Origin of the sequence: Faecalicoccus sp. LCP19S3_E2 (genome assembly GCF_052121255.1) — a bacterium.
In the GTDB taxonomy this organism is placed as follows: domain Bacteria; phylum Bacillota_I; class Bacilli_A; order Erysipelotrichales; family Erysipelotrichaceae; genus Faecalicoccus.
The window spans coordinates 1-439 of record NZ_JBQKEP010000046.1; the positions used below are offsets into that span (position 1 = coordinate 1).

Here is a 439-nt window from a genome sequence, read left to right on the forward strand (position 1 = left end):
GCCCTGCGATGCCAGGGAGACCGAACAGATCATCAAGGCCGTGGCCGATATCGAAGGCCCGTGTTATGTACGTTTAGGACGACTGGGCGTAGAGGATGTGTATGATGACAGTTATACATGGGAATACGGCAAGGGACAGGTACTCAAAAAAGGAAGCAAGATCGCCATCATTGCGACAGGACTGATGGTACAGGAGTCTTTAAAAGCCATCGAACAGCTGGAAGGTATCGAACCGACACTGATCAACATTTCCACGATCAAACCGATCGATGAAGAATTGATCCTGGAAACGGCGAAAACACACGATGTGATTGTAACGATCGAGGAACACAATGTGATCGGCGGCCTGGGCGGAGCGGTAGCGGAAACCCTGGCACCGTATGGACTGGCATGTCGTCAGTACATGATGGGGATGCAGGACAGTTTTGGACGAAGCGGC

Annotated in this window: 1 protein-coding gene; it reads left to right on the forward strand. The window is 51.7% G+C overall.

All coding sequences use genetic code 11. The features are described 5' to 3' along the window. A partial coding sequence (locus ACTQX6_RS12645; protein WP_441657724.1) for a transketolase C-terminal domain-containing protein occupies nucleotides 1-439 on the forward strand: 439 nt, incomplete at both ends.